At 32.3% G+C, this 18334-nt stretch carries 15 protein-coding genes; all 15 read left to right on the plus strand.

Translation table 11 applies throughout. The annotated features are described in order from the left end of the window. The first annotated feature begins 119 nt into the window (after nucleotides 1-119). The 15 genes from spoIIQ to J4P91_RS08710 all read left to right on the plus strand — a co-directional run bounded on the left by spoIIQ (nucleotide 120) and on the right by J4P91_RS08710 (nucleotide 18209). Nucleotides 120-1124 carry a stage II sporulation protein SpoIIQ gene (spoIIQ, locus tag J4P91_RS08640; protein WP_207993623.1) on the plus strand — a complete coding sequence of 335 codons (1005 nt, stop codon included), beginning with the start codon at nucleotides 120-122 and terminating at the stop codon, nucleotides 1122-1124. 141 nt (nucleotides 1125-1265) lie between these two features. Then, a complete protein-coding gene (locus J4P91_RS08645; RefSeq protein ID WP_017153524.1) occupies nucleotides 1266-1400 on the plus strand; it encodes a hypothetical protein in 135 nt (44 codons plus the stop codon). Between the two features lie 328 nt (nucleotides 1401-1728). Then, nucleotides 1729-2001: a sporulation transcriptional regulator SpoIIID gene (spoIIID, locus tag J4P91_RS08650; RefSeq protein WP_042981008.1), complete on the plus strand. Its 273-nt coding sequence runs from the start codon at nucleotides 1729-1731 to the stop codon at nucleotides 1999-2001. A gap of 162 nt (nucleotides 2002-2163) precedes the next feature. Then, nucleotides 2164-3165, plus strand: coding sequence for a rod shape-determining protein (mreB, locus tag J4P91_RS08655; RefSeq protein ID WP_207993624.1), 1002 nt, complete (start codon nucleotides 2164-2166; stop codon nucleotides 3163-3165). Between the two features lie 358 nt (nucleotides 3166-3523). Then, nucleotides 3524-3919, plus strand: coding sequence for a glycerol-3-phosphate cytidylyltransferase (tagD, locus tag J4P91_RS08660; RefSeq protein WP_207993625.1), 396 nt, complete (start codon nucleotides 3524-3526; stop codon nucleotides 3917-3919). A 6-nt stretch (nucleotides 3920-3925) separates the two neighbouring features. Beyond that, complete coding sequence (locus J4P91_RS08665; protein ID WP_207993629.1) at nucleotides 3926-5104, plus strand: CDP-glycerol glycerophosphotransferase family protein; 1179 nt, start codon at nucleotides 3926-3928, stop codon at nucleotides 5102-5104. A gap of 140 nt (nucleotides 5105-5244) precedes the next feature. Next, nucleotides 5245-6444, plus strand: a complete 1200-nt coding sequence (locus J4P91_RS08670; protein WP_207993630.1) for a CDP-glycerol glycerophosphotransferase family protein — start codon at nucleotides 5245-5247, stop codon at nucleotides 6442-6444. A 1-nt stretch (nucleotide 6445) separates the two neighbouring features. Further along, on the plus strand, nucleotides 6446-7249 hold the full coding sequence (locus J4P91_RS08675; RefSeq protein ID WP_207993632.1) for an ABC transporter permease: 804 nt from the start codon (nucleotides 6446-6448) through the stop codon (nucleotides 7247-7249). A gap of 15 nt (nucleotides 7250-7264) precedes the next feature. Continuing rightward, nucleotides 7265-8914 carry a teichoic acids export ABC transporter ATP-binding subunit TagH gene (tagH, locus tag J4P91_RS08680; protein ID WP_207993633.1) on the plus strand — a complete coding sequence of 550 codons (1650 nt, stop codon included), beginning with the start codon at nucleotides 7265-7267 and terminating at the stop codon, nucleotides 8912-8914. Between the two features lie 146 nt (nucleotides 8915-9060). Beyond that, nucleotides 9061-10653: a CDP-glycerol glycerophosphotransferase family protein gene (locus tag J4P91_RS08685; RefSeq protein ID WP_207993635.1), complete on the plus strand. Its 1593-nt coding sequence runs from the start codon at nucleotides 9061-9063 to the stop codon at nucleotides 10651-10653. A 60-nt stretch (nucleotides 10654-10713) separates the two neighbouring features. Continuing rightward, nucleotides 10714-13941 (plus strand): CDP-glycerol glycerophosphotransferase family protein, encoded by a 3228-nt coding sequence (locus J4P91_RS08690; protein ID WP_207993637.1) that lies wholly within the window; start codon nucleotides 10714-10716, stop codon nucleotides 13939-13941. A gap of 22 nt (nucleotides 13942-13963) precedes the next feature. Beyond that, the gene (locus tag J4P91_RS08695; protein ID WP_207993639.1) at nucleotides 13964-15172 is read left to right on the plus strand and encodes a glycosyltransferase family 4 protein; all 1209 of its coding nucleotides are present in this window, start codon (nucleotides 13964-13966) and stop codon (nucleotides 15170-15172) included. Between the two features lie 206 nt (nucleotides 15173-15378). After that, a complete protein-coding gene (gene galU / locus J4P91_RS08700) occupies nucleotides 15379-16260 on the plus strand; it encodes a UTP--glucose-1-phosphate uridylyltransferase GalU (RefSeq protein WP_207993640.1) in 882 nt (293 codons plus the stop codon). Nucleotides 16261-16861: 601 nt separating this feature from the next. Further along, nucleotides 16862-17560, plus strand: a complete 699-nt coding sequence (locus J4P91_RS08705) for a YveK family protein (RefSeq protein ID WP_207993641.1) — start codon at nucleotides 16862-16864, stop codon at nucleotides 17558-17560. Continuing rightward, entirely contained in the window at nucleotides 17550-18209 is a 660-nt protein-coding gene (locus tag J4P91_RS08710) for a CpsD/CapB family tyrosine-protein kinase (RefSeq protein WP_207993642.1), read from the plus strand. The genes J4P91_RS08705 and J4P91_RS08710 overlap by 11 nt, the downstream gene beginning before the upstream one ends. The last annotated feature ends 125 nt before the right edge of the window (nucleotides 18210-18334 follow it).

Consider the following 18334-nt stretch of genomic DNA (forward strand, 5'->3'; position numbering starts at 1 on the left):
TCCTCGGAAATTTTGTAATTTCTATACATATATTTACATATTTTGTCGAAAAGTAATTAGTTATAGGTTGTATAGGATGAATGAATATTGTTCAAAATGATTGCTGAGGTGATGATAGAATGCGAGGAAGGAATAATAAAAAGTCGCGAAAAGTAGTTCATTTATTTCAAAAACGGTGGGTATTTCCGGCAATCTATATTGCATGTGCAGCGGTAATCTTAACGGTTGCTCTATGGTTCCAGGCAGCTAATCCAAAGAAAGCGCCTAATAAAGAGCAAGCAACGCCGTATAGCCAAACGGAAGATCCAGGAATACCGGTAACGAAGTCTTCAGAAGTTGTGAAAATGCCAGCTGCAGCAAATGCAGAAGTTGTTGTGAAGAAAAAGTTTTATGAGGATGCAGCAACAGAGGAGGAGCAAGAACAAGCACTTGTCTTTTATAACAACACATATTCTCCTAATAAAGGAATCGATATTGCTGCGAAAAATGGGAAAGAATTTGATGTTACAGCTGCTTTAAGCGGTACAGTAACAAAAGCGGAAAAAGATTCGCTTCTCGGTTATGTTATAACAGTTGATAATGGAAATGGTCTTGCGACATCTTATCAAAGCTTAGGCAGTGTAAAAGTAGAAAAAGGTGCAAAAGTTGCACAAGGTGAAGTGTTAGGAAAATCCGGCTTAAGCGCAATGAATAAGGAAGCAGGTTCCCATGTACACTTTGAAGTACGTAAAGATAATGTAGCTGTCAATCCAGAGCGTTACCTTAACAAACTTGCGACAGATGTAAAAGCAGAAGCAGGAGCAGCAAAAGCGACAAATGGTTCTGCTGATGAAAAGGCAACAAACAGCCAAACAGAAGACAAGCAGCAGAAAGAAGAGAAGTCAACAAACGGTTCTGCTGATGAAAAGGCAACAAACAGCCAAACAGAAGACAAGCAGCAGAAGGAAGAGAAGTCAACAAATGGCTCTGCTGATGAAAAGGCAACAAACAGCCAAACAGAAGACAAGCAGCAGAAAGAAGAGAAATCAACAAATAGCTCAGCTGATGAAAAACAGCAAAAAGAAGAAAAATCAACAAATGGTTCTACGGAATCATCTAGCGACCCTTCTTCTACACAAGAATAGTAAAATGAAAAAATCAGTTCTCACTAGGGGGGCTGATTTTTTTACTATTATATAAAAATAATTCGTTTTTCGGAAAAAATAGCAATAACAAGGAAATTGGACAGAATTCTCGAATATATATTAAGAAAAGGAGGGGATTCTGTGTCATTTTTATTTGTTCTGTCGATTGCTCTTATTTTATTGTTTATTTTATTTACTTTATATTATTACATTGCTAGTAAGAAAGAAGTTCCCCACCATCAATTACTAGAAGAAGAATGTGATCGAGAAGAATGACGCCTTTGAAAAGAGGCGTCATTCTTTGTTTTTGTATAGAAGCCCATCAAGTGAAAATTGTCATTGTTAACGTATTTCTCACACAAAATTGTAATTTTTCTTAACTTAGTCCTCAAAAATACTCAACTTGTAGCATATATCAGTAATGCGAGCAATACAATGATATAAACCAATGCAAAGAGAGTGTTTGAGGTGAGAAATCGTGAATCATTTCATTATAAATTCCAGAATGTTTAACGCTTACAAACAGCACTCGAATTTACTTCTTAGTCATATGCAGCGAGTCTCATTTCACACTTCTCACATCCAATTTAGGGAGGCGAGTGGTGTGCACGATTACATCAAAGAGAGAACTATCAAGATTGGCAAGTATATCGTGGAGACAAGAAAAACAGTTCGTGTGATTGCGAAAGAGTTTGGGGTATCAAAGAGTACAGTTCATAAAGATTTGACAGAACGTTTACCAGAAATTAATCCAGAGCTCGCAAATGAAGTGAAAGAAATTCTAGATTATCATAAGTCGATTCGCCATCTAAGAGGCGGGGAAGCGACGAAGCAGAAGTATCGAAAAGAAGATACAGAAAAAACCGTGCGGCAATAATTTATGATATGGCAAACATTCCTTGATTATTATGGAACATTTTTCAGAAGAATTATCTTTTCAAATATTACGTTTCTGTTAAAAATATGATAAAATCAGGAATTAGGTGTAAAAGAATTCGGGTACAACCTGATTTTGAATATCAAGGAGGAAAAAACAGGAATGTTTGCGAGAGATATCGGAATTGACCTAGGCACGGCTAACGTATTAATTCATGTAAAGGGTAAAGGGATCGTTTTAAACGAACCGTCTGTTGTAGCAATTGATCGCAATACTGGAAAAGTATTAGCGGTAGGTGAAGAAGCAAGAAGTATGGTAGGACGTACACCTGGAAATATTGTAGCGATTCGTCCGCTTAAAGATGGTGTAATCGCAGATTTTGAAATTACAGAAGCAATGTTAAAGTATTTTATTAACAAACTGGACGTGAAGAGCTTCTTTTCAAAACCTCGTATTTTAATTTGTTGTCCAACAAACATCACATCTGTCGAACAAAAAGCAATTCGTGAAGCTGCTGAACGTTCAGGTGGTAAAACAGTATTCTTAGAAGAAGAACCAAAAGTATCTGCTGTTGGTGCTGGTATGGAAATCTTCCAACCGAGCGGAAATATGGTTGTTGATATCGGCGGGGGTACAACAGATATTGCCGTACTTTCAATGGGTGATATTGTTACCTCCTCCTCTATCAAAATGGCCGGTGACAAGTTTGATATGGAGATCCTAAACTATATTAAACGCAAGTATAAGTTATTAATCGGGGAACGTACATCAGAAGATATTAAAATTAAAGTCGGTACAGTATTCCCAGGTGCACGTAGTGAAGAACTTGAAATTCGTGGACGTGACATGGTAACAGGCTTACCACGCACAATCACAGTATGTTCAGAAGAAATTACAGAAGCACTAAAAGAAAACGCTTCTATTATTGTACAAGCTGCAAAAGGTGTATTAGAGCGTACACCACCAGAACTATCTGCAGACATCATTGACCGCGGTGTTATCTTAACAGGCGGCGGCGCATTACTACACGGTATCGACATGCTTCTTGCAGAAGAATTAAAAGTACCAGTACTAATCGCTGAAAATCCAATGCACTGTGTTGCTGTTGGTACGGGCATTATGTTAGAGAATATTGATAAATTGCCGAAGCGTATGTTGAAATAAAATTAAAAAATTTATAAAAGAAATAGTAAAAGTGCAAAGAAAAATATTTTCTTTGCACTTTTTTGTACATAAAGAAATACGCCAAGGTTTTGTAACATTAGACAAGAAAACGCTTTCTACGACTAAATATGACAAGAATTGTTAGATGGTTGTCATAGTTTGTCAATAAAAATTATGTTATAATCACTCTTGTGAATTTCGTGTGAACTTAATGTAAATGTAATGTAAATTTTTGTTAGATTTCCGTTGGTAAAATTGAGTTTTTCTTACCATTCATATGTGTAGGAGAATCCCTGATTTAAAGATATTTTTAAACAAAATAATTATAAAACAAGAATACTTCACAGGGGGCATGATTATGAAAAAGGTTATTACATATGGCACTTTCGATTTATTGCACTGGGGACATATTAACTTGTTGAAGAGAGCGAAAGATCTAGGAGATTATTTAATCGTTGCTGTTTCTTCAGATGAGTTTAATAAATTAAAGAATAAAAAGTCTTATCATAGTTATGAAAATCGTAAAATGATTTTAGAAGCAGTTCGTTATGTAGATGAGGTAATTCCTGAAAATCATTGGGAACAAAAAGTACGAGATGTACAAGAACAAGATGTAGATATTTTTGTAATGGGTGATGACTGGAAAGGGCAGTTCGATTTCTTAAAAGAACACTGTGAAGTTGTTTATTTACCAAGAACAATAGGAATTTCTACGACTAAAATTAAACAGGAGCTAGTGCTAGTTGCTAGGTAGTATAGTATGTTTCGAGAATTTATTATCACAGTATATCTAATTGTATTCAAAATCCTATTTAGTATAGCAAAGTTATTTCCTCTTAAAAAAAAGGTAACCTTTATTATGTCGTATGGGGAAAACCTTATCTGTATCTATGAAGAGATGAAGAGGCAACATATAGATTGTGAAGTTGTTTTTTTATATAAATCAACTTGTAAATATGAAGTGAAAAGTTATCCGGATGTAAAGTCATTCGCATTTGAAACAAAAAGCATAGTACAAACGGTACAAGCAATATATCATTTAGCAACATCTCAACGTGTTATTATTGATAATTATTTTGGATCTCTATCTACAGTGCAATTTAGAAGCGGTGTAGAGTGTATTCAAATTTGGCATGCGGCAGGTGCCATTAAAAAGTTTGGATTATTAGCCCCTTCATTTAAAAGGAGAAGTAAATATGCTCAAAATAGATTTTTAAGAGTATATAAAAATTTTCATAAGATTGTTGTAGGATCAGATGCATTAGCAGAAGTTTATATAAATGCATTTGGAATCACCCCCGAAAATATATTAAAAACAGGTATTCCACGCACGGATTTATTTTTTAATAAAGACAATCAAACACACATTATTAATAATCTTGTTTGTAGTAATCCGGAGTTAAAACAGAAAAAAGTAATTTTATATGCTCCGACTTTTAGAGATAAAGAGCTGGAAGATTTTGATTTACATTTAAATATTGATGCAATGTATGAAGCTTTAAAAGACGAATACCTACTTGTTATTAAATTACATCCTGCTATCAGAAATAAAATGGAATACAAGGAAACATATAAAAATTTCTTATATGACTATTCTTTATATCCTAATATAAATGATTTGTTTTTAGTAACAGATATTTTAATAACAGATTATTCCTCTGTACCTTTTGAATTTTGTTTATTAAATAAGCCAATGATATTTTTCACATATGATTTAAAGAAATATGAGAAGAAAAGAGGAATCATTGGAGATTTTATGTCAGATGTCCCTGGACCCGTTGTGTATAATTCGGCTGAAATTATTGAGACGATACAAAATCATTCATTCGATATTAAAAAATTGGAACAATTTAATGCACGGTGGAATCAATATTCAAATGGTAATTCAAGTAGGAATTTAGTGAATTACTTATTTGATCGAAATGAAATTGAGATTTAAGCTATGTCATAAGTAGCAAGTGGAAGAGGCTAAGTTGGGGTTCATGAAAATTACTTAGCTTTTTTATTTATGTAAGAATTTTAATTGTTAGTGTGTAATTTATAAAACGGCTAATTGTAGTTAGAAGGTGATTAATAATAATGGATGTAATCAAAAGAATAAAAAACCATCGAATCATAAAGGTTGTTTGTAAAACGATATTTGTCGCTTGTAGTCGTTTACCTGTTCGGAAAAAATTAGTTGTTTTTGAAAGTTTTTCGGGCAAACAGTATAGTTGTAATCCGCGTGCGATATATGAATATATGGAGCAGCAACATGCAGGATTCCATATGGTTTGGAGTGTGGATAAAAATTACACAGTACAGTTTAAAGAGGTAAATATTCCATATATTAAACGTTTTTCGCTTCGTTGGTTTATTTTAATGGCACGTGCACAATATTGGGTTACAAATAGTCGGATGCCATTGTGGCTCCCAAAACCGAAGCACACCACCTATGTACAAACTTGGCACGGTACACCATTAAAGAAATTAGCAATGGATATGAATGAAGTCCATATGCCAGGAACAACCACAGAAAAATATAAGGAAAATTTCAAAAGAGAAGCGCAAAATTGGGATTATTTATTATCACCTAATGCATATTCCACAGGGATTTTTCAAAGGGCGTTTCAATTTAAGAAAAATGTAGTTGAGGCGGGATATCCTCGAAACGATTTTTTATATGTAAAAAATAATGATAAGAAAATTGAAGAGATAAAGAAAAAGAATGGTTTACCCGTAGATAAAAAAGTTATTTTATATGCTCCAACGTGGAGGGATGATCAATTTTATAGTAAAGGGCGTTATAAGCTAGACTTGCAATTGGATTTAAGCCTTTTACAACAAAAGTTAGGTTCTGATTATATCATCCTGCTAAGGATGCATTATCTAGTAGCAGAGCAGTTTGATTTAACCCCCTATAAAGGATTTGTTTATGATTTTTCGCATCATGTTGATATTAATGAATTATACGTGTTATCAGATTTGTTAATTACAGATTATTCTTCTGTCTTTTTTGATTATGCTAATTTAAAAAGGCCTATTATTTTTTACACGTATGATATTGATTCATATCGTGATAAATTAAGAGGTTTTTATTTTGATTTAGAAAAAGAAGCCCCTGGACCAGTTGTTTCAACAAGTGAAGGTGTGTTAGAAGAGATTATGAAGTTCCAAAGGAATGGATTAGGCGAATTTGAAAAAAAATACGATGCTTTCTATAGTAACTACTGTTATTTGGAAGATGGTTTTGCATCTAGACGTGTAGTAGAGAAAGTGTTTTTTAGAGAGGCACAATAAAATGAATGCAATGATTATGGTATTAAAAGAACAGATAAATAGTCTCTATTTAATTAAACGTCTGTCTATTTATCAAGTTAAAAGTACAAATAAAGATAACTATCTAGGCATTGTTTGGGAAATGTTAAACCCTTTAATTCAAATGAGTATTTATTGGTTTGTTTTTGGAATTGCAATAAGAGGCGGTTCAGGTGTTAATGGTGTTCCATTTGTATATTGGTTGATTTCTGGTGTAGCGGTATGGTTCTTTATTAATCCTGCAACTTTGCAAGCTTCTAAATCTATTTATACAAGGTTAAATATGATTTCAAAGATGAGTTTTCCAATGAGCGTTATTCCTAGTTATGTAATTATGTCTAACTTTTATCAACATCTAATATTAGTAGGTATTGTTACTTTTATATTTTTAGTATCGGGTCAAGGGATTTCAATCCATTATATTCAATTGATCTATTATATGTTTGCTACAGTTATGCTCGTTTTTGCATTTTCTTTAATTACTTCTACGTTATCCACAATCGTGCGTGATGTACAAATGGTAGTACAATCTTTAATGCGGATGCTACTCTATTTAACTCCTATTTTATGGACTCCTGAGAAGTTACCGCACGCTTTACAAAAGATTATGCAACTTAATCCATTATGCTACATTGTCGAAGGCTATCGAAAAGCCTTTTTAGGCACAGGCTGGTTTTATGAAGATATAAAGTATGCGCTCTATTTCTGGGGCATTGTGTTCTTTATGTTATTAATTGGTACAGCAGTACATGTGAAATTTAGAAAACATTTTGTAGACTACCTATAATGAGGATTGTAAAAAATGAATTATTCAGTGAAGTTTCATAATGTAACAAAAAAATATAAAATGCATAGTAAAAGTTCTGATAAGTTAAAGGATATTATATATCCGGGCGGATTTGGTGAAGATTTTTACGCGTTAAGAAATTTAAGTTTTGAAGCTCAAAAAGGTGATGTAATAGGTATTATTGGCGTAAATGGATCTGGTAAATCAACAATGTCCAATTTAATTGCTGGTATTACACCACCTACGGCAGGAACTATTGATATAAAGGGTAAAATAGCACTTATTGCTATAGCTGCCGGACTTAATAATCAGTTAACAGGCCGAGAAAATATTGAATTGAAATGCTTGATGATGGGATTAAGTAAAGAGGAGATTGAAACATTAACACCAGAAATTATCGAGTTTGCCGATATTGGTAAGTTTATTGATATGCCTGTAAAAAAATATTCTAGTGGTATGAAATCTCGCCTTGGTTTTGCAATTTCTGTGAATATTAATCCAGATGTTTTAGTTATCGATGAAGCTTTGTCTGTAGGTGATCAAACATTTACAGACAAATGTTTAAAGCGAATGAATGAATTTAAAGAACAAGGGAAAACAATCTTTTTCGTGAGTCATTCATTAGGACAAGTGAAACAGTTTTGTACAAAAGCGTTATGGCTGGAATATGGTGAAATTAAGGATTATGGGCTTATGCAAGATGTAATGCCTAAATACGAACAGTTTTTAAGAGAATACCGTGCTATGAGTAAAGAAGAGCAGCAAAAGTTTAAAGAAGAAGCACAGAGAAAACAAGCTGGTCAGGAAATGGAGCAGGAGGATGTTAAGACTTTAGATACGGAGCTACCAACATACGGATATGCCGGATTAAATCCAAGGAAACGGAATAAAAAGAAAAAATATATGATTCCATTGGCAGGATTGGTTTTATGTATCGGAGTAGGAAGTACTGCTTATTTGAAAAAAGATTTGTTTGTCCAGCCTCATCAGGAAGAATCTGTAAGTAAAAAGAAACAAGTGTCTAGTGAAGAGAAAAAAAACCCATTGGCAGATTTAGATGTTCGATATGTGAAAATGGCAAAGGCAAGGGTTAGAAGTATGCCAAATCTAAATAGTCAGCAAGTAGCTATGATGGAATTTGGTACACCGTTTGTGGTAAAGGAACAGCAAAAAGATGAAAAAGACGATATAAACTGGTTAAAGCTTGTATATGAAGATGGAACAGAAGGTTGGATTAGTGAGGGTGTGTCAAGTAAGATTCCTTTTAGCTCAGCTTTACAGTATGAGACTATCTCTAACAAGTTAAGTGAGTTATCAGGCTCAAACCAAAACTTTGAAAGTGGCATATCCTTATTAGGAAAAAATCAACAAGATGTACAGAGTATAATAGGGAAGTCGAAAAATACAGAAGAACTATTAGAGGGTACAGTAAATAGTTACAAAAATATCAATGTTCTATATAACCATCAGTTTACTGTAAAGCAGGTTACAATACAGAATATATCTATCCCTAAAGTGGCGATGTTAGAGAAGTTAGGTCAAGCACAATTAGTAAGTGAAGACGGAGCATCATTTATATATCGCTCTGATAAATATGATTTTAAACTTTCATCCGCAGATGGTATAACTATTGATCAGATATCTATATTTTTACATGCTAATTAAATTGATGAAGTGTTTACATGATTACGGTGGGATTAAAACCTTCGTATATTGCTCATAGTTGAGTTATAACATACAAATTCCTTAAAAATCATATATTTAACTATATGAATTTAATTCGTTGAAATGCTGAAGAAAGAGTGAAGCGAATGGTAAAATCCTCCGGAAAGTTAATTTCTAAAATACGAATAACGTCATTTAAGAAGAAAAAAGAAAAATGGCAGTTTGCCATTAGAATAAAATGTAGAGATAAGTGTACGGTCGAGGCTATAACTTTAAAAAAAAGGAACGGAAATAAAGTTTATCAACTCCCGTATCAGGAAAATAGCGCAAATGAATTTGAAAAGGAGGTTTTCTTTGAGATAGAACTGAGTCAACTTGAGCTAGGTCCGTTTCTTTGGGATTTTTATGTTCATTTGAAATCTGATGAACTTAAAAGTTATCGAATTAAACATCCCAGCTATATTGTTAATATGAAGCTAAACAATCGATTACAGCGTGACCATAGTGAAGATGGATATGTAGTATATCCATATGTGACTGTTAAAGGTGGACTCAGCATACATTATCGAAGGAAGGGAACTTATGATCAGTTAAAATATGCTTTGAAAGAAAAGTTGGCATTAATTGTATACTATGCATTCAAATGGTATTGGGATCGAAAAGACATTGTATTAGCATATGAGAAATTTAGCCAAACTGCACAAGATAATTCTTACTATTTTTTTAAATATTGCTATGATCATAAACGAATTCCCAATCTATATTATGTAATTAACAAAAAGTCTAATGACTATAAGGTGCTTGATCAATATGAGGATAAAGTTATAGATTTTATGAGCATCAAGCATATGATTTATCTCCTTGCTAGTACATTTATGATATCTTCTGAGTCAAAAGCACACTGTTATATATGGAAAGAAAACAGAGGAACGTTAAAGAAAGTTATTCATGCTAAAAAACACGTTTTTTTACAACACGGTGTATTAGGCTTGAAAAAGGTAGATTCAATTTTTAAAAAAGGTAGTCCGAATGGAACAAATCTATTTTGTGTATCTTCGGAATACGAAAAAGAAATTGTAAAACAATTTTTTAATTATACAGAAGATGAAATTATTGTGAGTGGATTAGCAAGGTGGGATTATTTGCAAGATAAGAGTGGGAAGCAAAAACAAATTCTATTGCTACCGACATGGCGAGAGTGGCTAGATGAGATGCCAGAGGAAGAGTTTTTAGATAGTCAATTTTATAGACAATATGAAAGGCTGCTAAATGATGCAACCCTTGTTGAACAACTAGAGAAACATAACGCTATTTTAAAATTTTGTATGCATCCAAGAATTCATAGTTCTATTCGTTATTTTCAGTGTAAGACTTCAAATGTACAATTTGTCACATACAAAGATATAAAAATTAATGAGTTGATAATGGAATCTTCACTGCTTATAACAGATTATTCTAGTGTTTCTTGGGATATGTATTATTTAAAAAAGCCAATTATTTTCTTTCAATTTGATGGTATGTTAAACGGGTATTTAGATGTAGAGCAGGAATTATTTGGAGATAGATGTGTCCATGTGGAGGAATTAATCCAATTACTAACTTTTTATATAAATAATGGGTTTGAAGAAAAGGAAAAATATACATTGCTTAGAAATCGCCTATTTTCATATGTCGATCAGAATAATTCAAAGAGGATTGCGAAAGGGATATTTGAAAAAGCTAATCAATTAAAGCAATAGCTGAAGATTATGTGATTGATGGGTAAATTGAACTGCTAGTAGGAGAAAGGTGAGAGAGAATTGAAAGTCAAATTGTTACTAGAAGAAATAAACAATGTGCCAAATGGAAATGTTGAGTTGGATATTTCTGTAAAAACGGATGGAGAGATTGAAGAAGTTTATAAGAGAATAAAGGGGTTATTTATTCAAAAGGGAAGTTTAAAAAAGCAATTATTATCATCTAGCGCAGAATTTCATGAAGATAGAATGGTATACACGTTACCAATTTCTGAGCTATCAAAAATAATGAATTATGGAAAATTAAATCTTTGTTTACAATTAGATCAAGATGCAATTTATATTCCTATATATAACAATGTAAAGGAAGAATTCTATATATGTTCAAAACAAACAGTATTTCAATTGAATACTAGTGACTCGATTGAAAAAGTTGTTGAGTTTAGTAGAAAAGATTCCGTAAGTATTATAGTTTCTGTAACTGAAGTTAGTGAAAATAAAGAAAAAGACCTCCTAATACTAGGGGATTTTTCACCAGAGTTTAAACGTAAGGAAGTATGCTTAAAAGAGTTGTTCTTAAAAAATAACTTTACAAAAGAAGTTAGGAAACTAACTGGTTTAAAAGTGAACAATCATACAAATGAATATCAAGCAATATTAAAGTTAAAAGACAATCCACTATATGACGGCAATTGGGAAATGTTTTGTTCAGGAACCTTTAATGATATGCCTATATCAATAAAGGTTAAATACACAAAAGCAGATAAAGTAGTGGGCAGTTATTTTAGTAATTGTGATCAATTATACTATCATGTGTTTTCTTGTAATAATAAACATGAAGTAGTTATGAATATTAAAAAGAATACAGAATCAATGGTTTCTACTCAAATTGATAATGTAGAATTGGATCAAAATAAGTTAATTATTGAAGGGGAAGTTCAATTTCAAAGCTCCATAGATACGGAAAATCAAAGAGCACAGTTGCTGTTTATTCACCGAGATACCAAAAGAGAACAATCTCATCCTATTTCTGTAACAGACAAATATTTTGAATCAATTGTTGATTTTGGAGAAGAGATTGCCTTTGGGGAAAAAGGGATTTGGGATGTATTTGTAAGCTTTGAAGTACAGGGGATCAGAGATAAAGTCAAATTAAATTTAGGTTCTAAATCGGATTTTGTGATTATTCCTAAGACAGTTTACAATCAAGCTAGTGGTGTAAAGAGAATTCGACCATATGTGACTTTAGATAATAACCTAGCACTATTGATTAGAGATGAAGGAGTGTATTGTGATGTAATCAGTGTTGATTACGAGGCTAGTAATTTGATAGTAAAAGGTTTTGTAGACATTCCAGATATTGATTATGTTGTAAAAAACGTGTATCTGTATGAAGAGTCCCTCGACTTGAAAATGAAATGTATAAGCGAATTTGTAAAAGGAGATGAGGGATATTATTTTAATAGTTCATATAATTGGAATGCATTCGATATTGAGCGTTATGGTGAATTGAATTTAAAGTTTATGATCCATATTGAGAGTAATGGGCATAGTATTGAATTTAGTTTGAATTCTAACTTAGACGATATAGATAATAAAGCTAAGGCAATTATCTATCCGCCATTAAACCAAAATATTAATGGGTATCCGATGCAAATTCAGCCATATTACACAAATCAAAATGAATTATCGGTAGCTGTGCAAAATTCTTTACAGGCATATTGTATTGCAATGGATTTCAAAAAGAACAATATTAACCTTGTTATTTGTTCAATGACTGAAGAGCAGTTTGAAGTTCAGGATACAAGGCTAATTTGTAGAGAAAGAAACACAGGCCAAACTTTTATACAAAAGGGTAAGCTAAATAAGTTGAATGAGTATCAATTTGATATTGATAGATCACTTATACAAACAAATGAAGTTCAAGATGCAGGGAAATGGGATGTTTATTTTGCTGCAAAGAGTAATAACAACGAAGTTAAAACAAGGGTATTGTGTAATGATATAAATATTATAAACCAGAATTCTACTTTTAAGTCGAATGCAATAAAAGTTGGAAGTGAGTTATACGCTTCTATATTCTTTGAAAAAAAGAATAAGACGATGTTGTTTGAAACGCGAAACTTAAAGGCTCATGAGAAGAAAAAGGAGAAAATAAGATTCTTAATGGCTAAAGGGATTGCTAAAATATGGAGCAAGTTTAGGAAGAAACCAGTATGGCTTATTGGTGAGAACTTAGGAGAGGTTGCGCAAGATAACGGATTTGCCTTTTTTGAATCATGTGTTAAGAAGAATGTTTCAGAAGACTATTATTATGTAAGTAAAGCGGAGAATAAGAATATGGATAATTTAGAGCCATATAAATCTAAGGTTATTCGCTACGATAGTTTTAAACATCTTTGCTTATATCATTTAAGTAATTATCTTATTGTAAGTCATGGAATTCGAGATGTTATTCCAAATATTGTTCATCCTAAAATGGGTAGTAACACAAAGCCAATTATTTACTTACAACATGGTATTATTGCAATGAAAAAGTTAGAGTTCAATAGAAAATCGTATAACGGAATGATTAAAAAGTTTGTCGTTTCTTCTACGCATGAAAAGAACATTTTGATAAATGAAATGAATTTTAAAGAAAAGCAAATAATGACTACAGGTTTAGCTAGGTTTGATTCACTGGTGGATAAAAGTAAGGATAAGAAGACTAGAGAGATTCTACTTATGCCTACATGGAGAGAATGGATAATTGGCTCAAAAGAAGGATTTTTAAAATCAGATTTCTTTGTATACTATCACGGATTATTGCAGGATAAAAGATTACATGATTTGCTTGAAAAAAATAATTTAGTACTTAAGTTCTTCCCGCATATTGAAATACAAAAAAAATATAAGGATGAATTTACAAACTTAAATGAAAGAATACAATTTGTTAAACTTGGTGAAGAGAGTGTAAAAGAACTGATTCAAAATAGTTCTTTAATGATTACGGATTACTCAAGCGTTGTCTTTGATTTTAATTACTTGAAAAAGCCAACAATCTTTTATCATTTTGATGTGAATGATTATTTGAAACATAGAGGGTCTTATATAGATTTAAATAAAGATTTAGTTGGAGATATAGCATATACAAAAGAGGAAGTAATAAAATACATTAGCGAATATGCTAAGAATAATTTTAAATACAAATCTCAGTATCTTATTAAATCTAAAAAATATTATGCTTACCATGATGAAAAGAACTTTGAACGAATTTATAAGGAAATTAAAAAAATATCAAATGAAAAATAAAGAAATAGTGAGGTATAGAAGGGTGAAAATTACTTTCCTTGTATATAATATTTACGGAATGGGAGGAACTGTAAGGACAGTTGTGAATACTGCTAACTATTTTGCCTCCCAAAACTATGATGTAGAGATTGTTAGTGTTAGAAGAACGAGTGCAAAGCCGATGTTTGATATTGATAAAAAAGTAAAGCTTACTCCTATTTTTGATGCTAGAAGAGGAAAACTATTCGGAAGAAACACACCTCTTTATCAGAAAGTAATAAAGAAAATTTTATTGAAAATGCCTAGTTTTTTCATAGATAAAAGTGAAGATTTATATCACATGTTCAATCTTTTTGTTGACTTTAAAATTATTGCTGCACTAAGAAAAATCAATGAAGGTATCTTAATTACAACAATACCATCATTTAATATCTTAGCAGCTAGGTTTGTAAGTAATAATGTAATTAAGGTTGGTCAGGAACATAAGTATTTTGGTGGCCATGAAAAATGTTTACAAAATAAAATTGAAAAATATTATGGAAAATTAGATGCTTTAACATGCCTAACAGATTCGGAAATTAACGACTATCAATCGCTCTTAAAAGGAACTGGAGTAAAGCTATATAAAGTAGAAAATGCTACAGCAATTCCTGAGGAAACAGCTGAATTGGATAAAAAAGTAGTGATTGCAGCGGGGAGGTATGTGCCTCAGAAAGGTTTTGATCTTTTAGTACCTGCATTCGCTAAAGTTATAGAGAAATATCCAGATTGGAAGCTGAAAATATTTGGTTCGGGAGAAGATGAACAACTTCTTCGACAACAAATTTTTGATCATAAAGCCTATAATAATATTTTCTTAATGCCAAAAACGAATGATATTATTGGTGAAATGCTTAATTCATCAATTTATGTTTTAAGTTCTAGATACGAACCTTTTGGGATGGTTATAATTGAAGCTATGTCAGTAGGAGTTCCATGTGTAAGCTTTGCTTGTACAGGTCCTGTTGAAATAATTAAAAATAAAGAAGATGGATTGCTTGTAGAAGAAGGAAATATTGATAAACTTGCCAATTCATTAATGACTTTAATGGAGTCTGAAGAATTAAGAAAAGAGTATGGTCGCAAGGCTAAAGAGAATGTTGAAAGATACACTTTTAATGTCGTTGGTGACAAGTGGGAAAATATTTTAGAAGAGCAAGTACAAAAGAAGTTAAAAAAGAATGGCAAGGTATTATCAGAGGTATCAATATAATACTTCATTGGTTCTGTATTGGTAATATCTGTATTCATAGAATGATAATGTGTGAAATATGAATAGGTAAAAATCATAAAATTAAAACAGGATATATATGGATAAATTATTCCGCATCGAGTGTAATTCAATTATTTGATGTTTTTTGTAGTGGTTAAATTTTATGGTTTATATAAATATGTTTTAGATTACTAGGAGGATTTTCATTGAAAAAAGTAAGAAAAGCTATTATTCCAGCTGCAGGATTAGGAACTCGATTCTTACCAGTAACAAAGGCAATGCCGAAGGAAATGTTACCCATTGTTGATAAACCAACAATTCAATATATTGTGGAAGAGGCAATTGAGTCCGGAATTGAAGATATTATTATCGTAACAGGAAAAGGAAAACGTGCAATTGAAGATCATTTCGATCATTCTTTTGAGTTAGAACAAAACCTATTAGCAAAAGGGAAGCATGAAATCCTTGAAAAAGTGCAAGAATCTTCCAGAATTAATATTCATTATATTCGTCAAAAAGAGCCTAAAGGCCTAGGACATGCTGTTTGGTGCGCACGTAAATTCATTGGTAATGAGCCGTTTGCAGTGTTACTTGGTGACGATATTGTTCAAGCTGAAACGCCATGCTTACGCCAATTGATGAATCAATATGAAGTAACAAAATCATCAGTAATTGGTGTTCAAACTGTTCCAGAAAATGAAACACATCGTTATGGTATTATTGATCCGCTAGAACAAAGGGATCGCAGTTATCAAGTGAGTAAATTTGTAGAAAAGCCTGCCAAAGGGACAGCACCATCTAACTTAGCAATTATGGGGCGTTACGTGCTAACACCAGAAATCTTTATGTTCTTAGAAGATCAACAAACAGGAGCAGGCGGAGAAATTCAGTTAACAGATGCAATTCAACGTTTAAATGAGATTCAACGCGTGTTTGCTTATGACTTCGAAGGAAAACGCTACGACGTTGGAGAAAAACTAGGATTTATTCAAACAACAGTTGAAATGGCATTGCAACATGAAGAGCTAAAGAAAGAGCTATTAGATTATATGAAAAAGTTAGTGGAAAGCGAAATAGTTTATAACTAACTCTTGATCTATATGCAAATAATCCCCTAGTTCCATCTATTAGGAATAGGGGATTATTTGCATATCATTCAAAACATCTTTCTAAATTAGCCTTTTTTGTAATAGTAATTTAATCAGAGCGAATTATAGGATCTTAATTATGTAAGGTGTACTATTGCGAGTACGGCGTATATGTTCAACTGCTGTACATACAGCTAAAAACGTGCATGTATATTTATGTTTATTTTGTTTATCGAAAAAAATAGATAATATAATGTTTTATTTATATATTATCTATTATCGAAATAATATTTCATAAATTTAAGTGTGAATTTATATGAGAATAATTGAATTGAATATACTAAGATGAGCATTGAGTTTGACGTATAAATTTATATTGACGGGTTCATTATCAAGAACTAAAATGAATATTACATGAGCATATTATGATTAATAAAACAAGTCATATGTTTTTAGAATAAAATATATACTTAAAAAATTCAATTTGCTTATCTTTTAGTAAATTATGGTAGATATAACCGGATTTAACTTAGGTTATACTGTTTAATTTACCTGTAATTTACTTTTTTTCCAATTCAATAAACAGTAATGGAGGGGAAATATGGAAAAGGAAATAAATTTAAAAAGCGTGTTTAGCGTTTTGAGAAGGAAAGTTTGGATTATTGTAGCGATCACGATGTTGGCTGTATTTGTTAGTGGTATACACAGCATTTTCATGAAAACACCTTTATATTCGTCCTCCGCAAGAATTCTTATTCCAGCAAATGCTGATACTGTAGGCACACTTAAGGTAATGATAAAAGAACCAATTGTTTTAGAGAAAGTGGCTCAAGAATTAAACGCACCGAAATCAGCAGGCGCATTAAGCGGACAAGTAAGTGTTCAGAAGTTGGAAGAGTCACAGGTTTTCATTATTACAGCTGTGGATGTTAATCCAGCTCGGGCAGTCGAAATTGCTAATACTACAGCGAAAGTCTATAAAGAAGAAGTAAATACTGTCTTAGGTTTTTCGAATGTACAAATCTTAACAGAAGCAAAAAAACAAGAGAATCCTGCACCGGTAAACTTGAATCATGCAAAAACGATAGAGATGGCCTTGGTTGTCGGGCTTATATTGAGTATCGCAGTGGTCTTCATATTGGATTCCCTTGATGAAACAGTTAAATCGGAACGTAATATTGAAAAGCTATTACAGGTCCCCGTTTTAGGAAGTGTTTCTCAAATGAAGAAAAACAATATAGTAGATAAAGAAAATAAGAGAGAAAATGTAACAGTGGGGGGGAAAACAGTTGATTTATAATAAAAAACAAAAACGACCACTTGATAATAGTCACTTAATTGCTCATATAGCTCCAAAATCGAAGGTTGCTGAAGAATATCGAACGATTCGTTCTAATCTTCAGTTTACATCTGAAACTGATAAAAAACGAACTATAATTGTTACTTCCCCTGGGTATGGGGAAGGAAAAACTACTACTGTGGCAAATTTGGCAGTGTCTATGGCTCAGCAAGATGAAAAAGTCTTAGTCGTTGATGCGGATTTGCGAACTCCAGAGCTACATGCGATTTTTGGAGTAGAAAATAAATCTGGATTAACAAATGTTCTAGAGGAAAAAACAACGTTAGAAAAAGCGGTAATTCAGACAGAAGTTAAAAATATGCATATATTGACAAGTGGTTCTGAAGTGAATAATCCAGCTAAGATGCTTAGCTTACTATCTATGCAAACTTTAATTAGCAAAGCGATAGAGCAATATGACATTGTTTTATTTGATTCTCCGCCTCTTCTGGAGGTAGCAGATACAAATATATTAGCTAGCCAGTGTGATGGGGTATTGTTGGTGTTAGGTTGCCATCAAACTGCTAGTGAAGCAGTAGTTGAGGCAAATAAGGCATTAGATTTAGCAAAAGGAAAGCTTGTGGGAGCTATTCTCAATAAAAAGATATGAGAGGTTTATTAGAATAAGATATCCATCAAATGTTTGTGAGTTAAATTATACCATTTATTGTTTAAATCTGAAAAGCTTTTCATACATTTTTTGGTAGATAATGAAAGACCACCTATAAAAAAATT

This window comes from Bacillus sp. XF8 (assembly GCF_017498755.1).
In the GTDB taxonomy this organism is placed as follows: domain Bacteria; phylum Bacillota; class Bacilli; order Bacillales; family Bacillaceae_G; genus Bacillus_A; species Bacillus_A bingmayongensis.